This is a genomic window from Thauera phenylacetica B4P (assembly GCF_000310225.1).
Classification (GTDB): domain Bacteria; phylum Pseudomonadota; class Gammaproteobacteria; order Burkholderiales; family Rhodocyclaceae; genus Thauera; species Thauera phenylacetica.
Genome location: NZ_AMXF01000182.1, coordinates 1 through 8,540 on the forward strand (window position 1 = coordinate 1; position 8,540 = coordinate 8,540).

Genomic DNA, 8,540 nt, shown 5'->3' on the forward strand with positions numbered 1-8,540 from the left:
GCGGCGATCAGTGCGCCGCGGCGGCTGCCGGCGTGCCCGCAGGCGTCGTGCGGGCAGCCCCGGCCGGCGGCGTGCCCGGGACGAGCTGCGAGGGCACGACCTCGAGCTTGTGCTCCATCATGTAGTCGTTCATGTCGCGCCAGCCGGCGAACACCGCCGCCTTGGCGGCCGCGGGGTTGAGCGAGTAGCAGTCCTCGAGCGAGCGCCCGGCGTGGCGGCAGGCGCTGCCGACCGCGCGCCCCTCGGCCTCGACCTTCGACGGGTTGGGCAGTTCGAGCAGCTCGGCGAGCTGGTCGCAGCCGGCTGCGAAGGGCAGCAGGGCGACGAGGACGAGGTGGCGCAGCGACCGGGATGGGGTGGGGCGGGGCATGGCGATCCGGGGGGACGATCTACTGTGAGGGTTATCGGCCGCCAGCGCCCGATCTTGAGTGTCGCGCGCGCGGAACGCCCGCTTCGCCATCCCCTATTCGCTGGCGCGCGGCTCTATAATCGCGGCCGCTTCCGGGCCGTTCTGCCCGGCTCCCCTTCGTGTGTGTCGATTCGATGAACAAGATGCGTTTCAAGGCCTTGGCCGCAGCGGTCGCTGTCGGTGGTCTCTTCTTCGCGCCGGGCTCGGTGGTCCAGGCCAGCGCCCAGCAGCAGGTCCAGCTCTTCCACCGCCTGCCCGACGCCAAGGCGGCGGCGCTGAAGGACCTGGTCGAGCGCTTCAACGCGCAGTCCAAGGACGTGCAGGTCGTGCTGTCCGCGGTGGATTGGCGCTCGGGCGGCGCCCCGCACCTGATGATCCTCGAAGGGGACGACGAGGAAGAGTTCGTCGCCGGCAAGCCGCGCTTCAAGCCGCTCCACCAGCTCATGAAGGAAAGCGGCGTGCCGCTCAAGACCCTGCGTCCGCCCGCGATGATGACGCGCACCCCGGTGGACGCCAAGGGCCAGCTGCTGGCGCTGCCGGTGGGCCTGTCGACGCCGGTGCTGTTCCTCAACCGTGACGCGCTGCGCCAGGCCGGCCTCAACCCGGACACCACCCGGATCAACACCTGGTTCGAGCTACAGGAGACCCTCGGGCGCCTCGCTGACACTGGCCACACCTGCCCCTACACCGTGGCCGAACCCGGCCGCGTGATGGTGGAGAACCTCTCCGCCTGGCACAACGAGCCGGTCGCCACGCAGAGCGGCAAGATCACCGTGCCCAGCTTCAACGGCATGTTCCAGGTCAAGCACGTGGCGATGATGGCGAGCTGGACGCGTGCGCGCTACCTGCACGTGTTCAACCAGCAGTCCGAGGCCGAGCAGCGCTTCGCCAGCGGCGAGTGCGCGGTGATCGCGGCGCCCTCGGCGAGCTGGACCGACTTCCGCCGCGCCGGCAAGGTCGATGTGGCGGTGTCGAAGCTGCCCTATTACGACGACTTCCCCGGCGCGCCGCAGAACACCATCGCCGACGGTCCCGCGCTGTGGGCCTCGGCGGGCAAGAAGCCGGCCGAGTACAAGGCGGTGGCGCGCTTCGTGAGCTTCTGGCTGCAGCCCGACAACCAGGTCGCCTGGCAGCGCGAGACCGGCTACCTGCCGCTCAACCGCGCCGGCCTGCTGGCCTCGCGCAGCGAACTGCTCGGCAACGACCTGGAGAACATCCAGGTCGCCGTCGACCAGCTCGGCGGCAAGCCGGCCACGCCGCAGTCGTCGGCGCAGCCGGTGGTCGAGCGCGAAAAGGTGCGCCGCATCCTCGACGAGGAGCTCGCCGGCGTGTGGGCCGACCAGAAGGCCGCCAAGGAAGCGCTCGACAACGCCGTGACGCGCGCCCGCAACGGCAACTGAGCCGGTCTGCCGCCCACTCGCGGCGCCCGGGTCGCGGCTTGACGCCGCGCGCGGGCGCCGCCTACCATCCACGCTTTTGCCGCGAGCCAGAACGCCTTGTCCGTCCAGCAGCTCTTCGCGCCGATCGCCGCCGACATGCAGGCGGTGGATGCGGTCATCCGCAACCGACTGCACTCGGACGTGGCGCTGATCCGTCGCATCGCGGAGTACATCGTCGGCAGCGGCGGCAAGCGCCTGCGCCCCGCGCTGGTGCTGTACGCGGCGGGCGCGCTGGGCTATCGCGGCGTCCATCACCACGAGCTCGCGGCCGTGGTCGAGTTCATCCACACCGCCAGCCTGCTGCACGACGACGTGGTCGACGAGTCCGACCTGCGCCGCGGCAAGCGCACCGCCAACGCCGCCTTCGGCAACGCATCTGCCGTGCTGGTCGGCGATTTTCTCTACTCGCGCGCCTTCCAGATGATGGTCGGGGTCAACGAGATGCGCGTCATGCGCGTGCTCGCAGACGCCACCAACATCATCGCCGAGGGCGAGGTGCTGCAGCTGCTCAACTGCCACAACGCCGACGTCGTCATCGACGACTACCTGCGCGTGATCCGCTACAAGACCGCCAAGCTCTTCGAGGCCGCCGCGCGCCTGGGCGGCATCGTGGCCGGCGCGGACGACGCGCTCGAGCAGCGCCTGGCCGCCTTCGGCATGCACCTGGGCACCGCCTTCCAGCTCATCGACGACGTGCTCGACTACTCCGCCGACGAGGCCGACACCGGCAAGCACCTCGGCGACGACCTCGCCGAGGGCAAGCCCACGCTGCCGCTGATCCACGTGATGCAGCACGGCACGGCCGAGCAGGCCGCGCTGGTGCGCCACGCCATCGAGGGCGGCGGCCGCGACGATTTTGCCGGCGTGCTCGCGGCGATCCAGTCGAGCGGCGCGCTCGAAGAGACGCGTCGCTACGCCGAGGCGGAGGCGAAGCTCGCAATCGATGCGATTTCGGTGCTTCCCCCTTCCAATTTCAAGGAAGCGCTGCTACAATTATCGGACTTTGCAGTTCGGCGAAAACACTGATACAATCGCTGGCTTCGCAGGACGGCAACGAGCAGCAAAAAGTGTCGGGGAATAGCTCAGCCTGGTAGAGCACTGCGTTCGGGACGCAGGGGCCGGAGGTTCGAATCCTCTTTCCCCGACCAGCCATTCAAACAAGACGCCCAAGTGATTCAGTCACTTGGGCGTCTTGTTTTGTTGCGGCCATGCACGGCGCAGGCCATCGGGGTCGATGGTGCGGTCGCTGACGCCCGGGGGGCCGTTGCAAGATGTGCGTTGCACGAGCGGAACTGCGGCAGCTGCGAACGGGGCGGTCGAGCAGGTGGCGTGGGTGCGGATTTCACGGCCGCATTCGCGCCTGCCGGCGCTCCTACACAAACCGCCGCGCGTCCCGCCCCCTGTAGGAGCTGCGGCAGCTGCGAACACGGCGACCCGGCAATCGACGCGGGTGCGGATTTCACCGCCGTATTCGCGCCTGCCGGCGCTCCTACACAAACCGCCGCGCGTTCCGCCCCCCTGTAGGAGCTGCGGCAGCTGCGAACACGGCGACCCCGCAATCGACGTGGGTGCGGATTTCACGGCCGCATTCGCGCCTGCCGGCGCTCCTACACAAACCGCCGCGCGTCCCGCCCCCCTGTAGGAGCTGCGGCAGCTGCGAACGGGGCGGTCGGGCAGGCGACGCGGGTGCGGAGCTCACGGCCGCATTCGCGCCTGCCGGCGCTCCCACACAAACCGCCGCGCGTCCCGCCCCCCTGTAGGAGCTGCGGCAGCTGCGAACGGGGTGGTCGGGCAGGCGGCGCGGGTGCGGAGCTCACGGCCGCATTCGCGCCTGCCGGCGCTCCTACACAAACCGCCACTCTTCCGACTCATGTAGGAGCAACGGAAGGCGCGAACGGGGGCGGACAGGCCGATCGGGAGGAACGCAGACTGCGCTTGCAGGCCGGGCGTCGCGATGCGCCTCCCTTCGCATCCTGTTCGGGTTGTTGCGCGTGGGCGTCCGGATCAGCGCGTGCAGGGCGACGATCCGGACGCTCGCAGCGTCGGCAGGGCTTGCCGATCAGGCGCTCAGCGCGCCCAGCACCTCGTCGAGCATCTTGCGGGCATCGCCGAAGAGCATGCGGTTGTTTTCCTTGTAGAACAGCGGGTTGTCCACACCCGCGTAGCCGGAAGCCATGCTGCGCTTCATGACGATCGAGGTCCGTGCCTTCCAGACCTCAAGCACCGGCATGCCGGCGATCGGGCTGCCGGGGTCTTCCTGCGCGGCCGGGTTCACGATGTCGTTGGCGCCGATCACGATCGCCACGTCGGTTTCGGCGAAGTCCGCGTTGATCTCGTCCATCTCGAGCACGATGTCGTAAGGCACCTTCGCTTCGGCCAGCAGCACGTTCATGTGTCCGGGCATGCGACCGGCGACCGGGTGGATGGCGAAGCGCACGGCGACACCCTGTCCGCGCAGCACGTTGACGATCTCGCAGACCACGTGCTGCGCCTGCGCGACCGCCATGCCGTAGCCCGGCACGATCACGACGTTCTTGGCGTCGCGCAGCAGGTCGGCGGTATCCACCGCGCTGATCGGCGTGACCTCGCCGGCCGGCTCGGAGCCGTCTGCCGCCGTTACGGAGGCGCCGCCGCCGGAGCCGAAGCCGCCGGCAATCACGCTGATGAAGTTGCGGTTCATCGCCCGGCACATGATGTAGGACAGGATCGCGCCCGAGGAGCCGACCAGCGCGCCGACGACGATCAGCAGGTCGTTGCCGAGCATGAAGCCGGTGGCCGCAGCGGCCCAGCCGGAGTAGCTGTTGAGCATCGACACCACCACCGGCATGTCGGCGCCGCCGATCGCCATCACCATGTGCACGCCGAAGGCGAGCGCGATCACGGTCATCACCAGCAGCAAGGCCATTCCGGCCCAGATCGAGTGCGTGTTCAGGAACCAGCGCCCGAGCAGGATCACCAGGACGAGGCCCGTGAGGTTGAGCCAGTGACGCGCGGGCAGCAGCAAGGGCTTGCCGCCGAGCTTCCCGGATAGCTTGGCGAAGGCAACCAGCGATCCCGAGAAGGTGACGGCGCCGATCAGGATGCCGATGTAGATCTCCACCTCGTGGATGGTCTTCTCGGCGGCGGTGGGGAAGACCACGGAGGTGTCCACGTAGCTCGCGAAGCCCACCAGGCAGGCGGCCAGGCCCACCAGGCTGTGCATCAGCGCGACGAGCTCGGGCATCTGCGTCATCTGCACCTTCTTCGCGGCGTAGAGGCCGACCGCGGCGCCGATGACGAGGGCGATGACGATCCATGGAATGCCGCCCATGCCGACCTGCGGGCCGAACACGGTGGCCAGCACCGCGATGCTCATGCCCGCGATGCCGAACAGGTTGCCGCGGCGTGCGGTCTCGGGGTGGGCGAGCCCGCCCAGGCTGAGGATGAAGAGGATGGTGGCGCCGATGTACGAGACAGTGGCCAGACTGGAGGTCATTGTCTTCTCCTTATTTGCGGAACATCGCCAGCATGCGACGCGTGACCGCGAAGCCGCCGAACATGTTGACGGCCGTTAGGGTGATGGCCACGAAGGCGAGCACGCCGATCAGCCCCCCGGGGCGATCGCCGGCCCCATCGGCCAGCGGCGGAGCGATCTGCACCAGCGCGCCGATCGCGATGATCGACGAGATGGCGTTGGTGACGCTCATCAGCGGCGTGTGCAGCGAGGGCGTGACGTTCCACACCACCATGTAGCCCACGAAGCAGGCCAGCACGAACACGGTGAAGTGGGTCAGGAAGCTGGCCGGGGCGTACAGGCCGACGAGCAGGAACAGCAGCGCGCCGACGCCGAACACGATCGCCAGCGACTTCACCGACATCGGCTCGCTGGCGCCGTGGCCATGGCCCTTGGGCGCGGTGATCGGCGCGTTCGAAGCCTTCGACTTGGTCGATGCGGCCGGCAGCTTGGGCGGCGGAGCGGGCCAGGTGAGCTCGCCTTCCTTGACCACGGTGAGGCCGCGGATGGCGTCGTCCTCGAAGTTGACGACGATGTTGCCGTCCTTGGCCTTGCACAGCTCTTCGGTGAGGCGGAGGAGGTTGTTCGAGTACAGGGTGGAGGACTGCCTGGCGAGCCGGCTCACCAGGTCGGTGTAGCCGATGATCGTGACCCCATGGCGCACCACCGCTTCGCCCGGGACCGTGAGCTCGCAGTTGCCGCCCTGCTCGGCGGCGAGGTCGACGATCACGCTGCCCGGCTTCATGCTCTGCACCATCTCGGCGGTGATCAGCTTGGGTGCGGGTTTGCCCGGAATCAGGGCGGTGGTGATCACGATGTCGGCGTCCTTGGCTTCGCGCGCGTACATCGCGCGCTGCGCCGCCTGGAAGCCCTCGCTCATCACCTTCGCGTAGCCGCCGCCGCCCGAGCCTTCCTCGTCGTAATCGACCTTGACGAACTCGCCACCGAGCGACACCACCTGGTCGGCGACCTCGGCGCGGGTGTCGTTGGCGCGCACGACCGCGCCCAGGTTGGCGGCCGTGCCGATGGCCGCCAGGCCGGCGACGCCAGCCCCGGCGATGAAGACCCTGGCCGGCGGGATCTTGCCCGCGGCGGTGATCTGGCCATTGAAGAAGCGGCCGAAGGCGTTCGCCGCCTCGATCACCGCGCGGTAGCCGCTGATGCCGGCCATGGACGACAGCGCGTCCATCTTCTGCGCGCGGCTCAGCTGCCGTGGCAGGCAGTCGATCGCGAGCACGGTGGCCTTGCGTGCCTGCAAGGCTTCCATCAGCTCGGGGTGCTGCGCCGGCCAGACGAAGCCGATCAGCGTCGCGCCTTCGCGCAGCATGCCGACCTCGTCCAGCGTGGGCGGGCGCACCTTGAAGACGACGTCGGCGCGGCCCAGCAGATCGGCCGCGCTCGGCACAACCTCCGCGCCGGCGGCCTGGTAGTCGTCGTCGGAAAAGTTGGCCGCCGCTCCGGCGCCGCTTTCGACGGCCACGGAAAAGCCCAGCTTGACGAGCTTCGCCACGACCTCGGGAACGGTGGCGATGCGCCTTTCACCGGCGAAGGTTTCCTTGGGAACTCCGATCAGCAAGCTCATGACGTGGTCTCCTCGCTCGTTCGATCCTGCAGGTTCGCCTGCGCTGCGCGCCTCGCCGGGCCGGGCAGGCGGTCGCCTGGGGCCGTCGCGATCGGTGCGCGCGGGCGCGCGATGCGGGCTCCACAAAGCGTGGTCCCGTGAGCTGTGGGTGTTTGCATCGGGTTCTCCCTGTTCTGGTTTTGATGAAACGGTGCACGCGCTCGCGTCGGCCATGCCTGGCAGGCTCCGCCAGGCACGCTGGCTGGACGCAAGACATGGCACGCGAATGCCGGCGGAGCCTGCCTACCTTACCGCATGTGCTGGCCGCCGTTGATGGCGGTGTTGGTGCCGGTGACGAAGGTGGCCTCCTCGGAGGCCAGATGGATGATCAGGCCGGCCGCCTCCTCGGGCTTGCCGAGTTGATGACGGTCGCCCCCAGGTCGGGTGCGGCGAGCTTGGCGAAAGTCCTGCCGAACTTGCCGACCGCAGTGCGCGCGGCGGCAACGATGACGACATCTTCCATCTTCTGCTTCCTCTCTCGGGTGGATTGCAGCCTGACCGTCGCCCCCCCTTGTTATGGGTGGCAATGACTTGCCTGTAATGGGGGGGGAGGGCCAGGGTTGGGGTTGGCTCTCGAGTTGGGCTCGGGGATGCTGTCTTACTTCTTGCGCATCGGCGGCAGGTCGGTGCAGCTGCCGTGCGCCACCTCGGCGGCCATGCCCACCGTCTCGCCCAGGGTGGGGTGGGGGTGGATGGTCTTGCCGATGTCGGTGGCGTCGGCGCCCATCTCGATCGCGAGGCAGACCTCGCCGATCATGTCGCCGGCGGACGGCCCGACGATGGTGCCGCCGATCACGCGGTGGGTCTCGGCGTCGAAGATCAGCTTGGTGAAGCCGTAGTCGGCGCCGTTGGCGATGGCGCGGCCGCTGGCGGCCCAGGGGAACTTGGCGGTGTCTACCTTCTTGCCCTCGGCCTTGGCCTGCGCCTCGGTGTAGCCGACCCAGGCCACTTCCGGATGGGTGTAGGCCACGCCCGGGATCACCGTGGCGTCGAAGGCCGCCTTGTGACCCGCGGCGACCTCGGCCGCCACGTGCGCCTCATGCACCGCCTTGTGGGCGAGCATGGGCTGGCCGACGATGTCGCCGATCGCAAAGATGTGCGGCACGTTGGTGCGCATCTGCGCGTCCACCGGGATGAAGCCGCGCTCGCCGACGATCACGCCCGCCTTCTCGGCGCCGATCTTCTTGCCGTTGGGCGAGCGGCCCGCCGACTGCAGGATGAGGTCGTAGCGCACGGGTTCCGCGGGGGCCTTGTCGCCCTCGAACTTCACCCACAGGCCGTCGTCCCTGGCCTCGACCGCCACGGTCCTGGTCTTGAGCATGACGTTGTCGAAGCGGTGGGCGTTCTGCTTCTCCCACACCTTGACCGCGTCGGCGTCCGGGCCCTGCATCAGGCGGTCGAGCATCTCGACCACGTCGACGCGCGCGCCCAGCGTGGAGTAGACGGTCGCCATCTCCAGCCCGATGATGCCGCCGCCGATCACCAGCATCTTGGCCGGCACCTGGCGCAGCTCGAGCGCGCCGGTCGAATCCACGATGCGCGCATCGCGCGGCAGGAAGGGCAGGTGCACCGCGGCCG

The 8,540-nt window shown here is 68.9% G+C and carries 7 protein-coding genes, 1 tRNA gene and 1 pseudogene; 3 read left to right on the top strand and 6 right to left on the bottom strand.

All coding sequences use genetic code 11. From position 1 onward, the window contains the following. Positions 1–7: 7 nt before the first annotated feature. Entirely contained in the window at positions 8–370 is a 363-nt protein-coding gene (locus tag C667_RS17385; RefSeq protein WP_004371997.1) for a hypothetical protein, read from the bottom strand. A 173-nt stretch (positions 371–543) separates the two neighbouring features. On the opposite strand from C667_RS17385, the gene C667_RS17390 reads away from it, so the two are divergent. The 3 genes from C667_RS17390 (at position 544) to C667_RS17400 (ending at position 2,996) form a co-directional block, all read left to right on the top strand. Beyond that, positions 544–1,809: an extracellular solute-binding protein gene (locus C667_RS17390; protein ID WP_004372000.1), complete on the top strand. Its 1,266-nt coding sequence runs from the start codon at positions 544–546 to the stop codon at positions 1,807–1,809. A gap of 96 nt (positions 1,810–1,905) precedes the next feature. After that, positions 1,906–2,874, top strand: a complete 969-nt coding sequence (ispB, locus tag C667_RS17395; RefSeq protein ID WP_004372005.1) for an octaprenyl diphosphate synthase — start codon at positions 1,906–1,908, stop codon at positions 2,872–2,874. Between the two features lie 45 nt (positions 2,875–2,919). Continuing rightward, positions 2,920–2,996 (top strand) — tRNA-Pro (locus tag C667_RS17400). Between the two features lie 911 nt (positions 2,997–3,907). Here the strand turns inward: C667_RS17400 and pntB are convergent. The 5 genes and pseudogenes from pntB to C667_RS17415 all read right to left on the bottom strand — a co-directional run. Continuing rightward, positions 3,908–5,323 (bottom strand): Re/Si-specific NAD(P)(+) transhydrogenase subunit beta, encoded by a 1,416-nt coding sequence (gene pntB / locus C667_RS17405; RefSeq protein WP_004372008.1) that lies wholly within the window; start codon positions 5,321–5,323, stop codon positions 3,908–3,910. 10 nt (positions 5,324–5,333) lie between these two features. Then, positions 5,334–6,923: a Re/Si-specific NAD(P)(+) transhydrogenase subunit alpha gene (locus C667_RS17410; protein ID WP_004372010.1), complete on the bottom strand. Its 1,590-nt coding sequence runs from the start codon at positions 6,921–6,923 to the stop codon at positions 5,334–5,336. A gap of 287 nt (positions 6,924–7,210) precedes the next feature. Then, positions 7,211–7,324, bottom strand: a pseudogene (locus C667_RS26755) (SDR family oxidoreductase); the annotation flags it as partial. Then, a complete protein-coding gene (locus tag C667_RS26695) occupies positions 7,291–7,425 on the bottom strand; it encodes a hypothetical protein (RefSeq protein ID WP_004372013.1) in 135 nt (44 codons plus the stop codon). The pseudogene C667_RS26755 and the gene C667_RS26695, both read right to left, overlap by 34 nt. A 135-nt stretch (positions 7,426–7,560) precedes the next feature. Continuing rightward, positions 7,561–8,540, bottom strand: a 980-nt coding sequence (locus tag C667_RS17415; RefSeq protein ID WP_004372015.1) for a dihydrolipoyl dehydrogenase family protein, incomplete at its 5' end; no start/stop codon positions are given.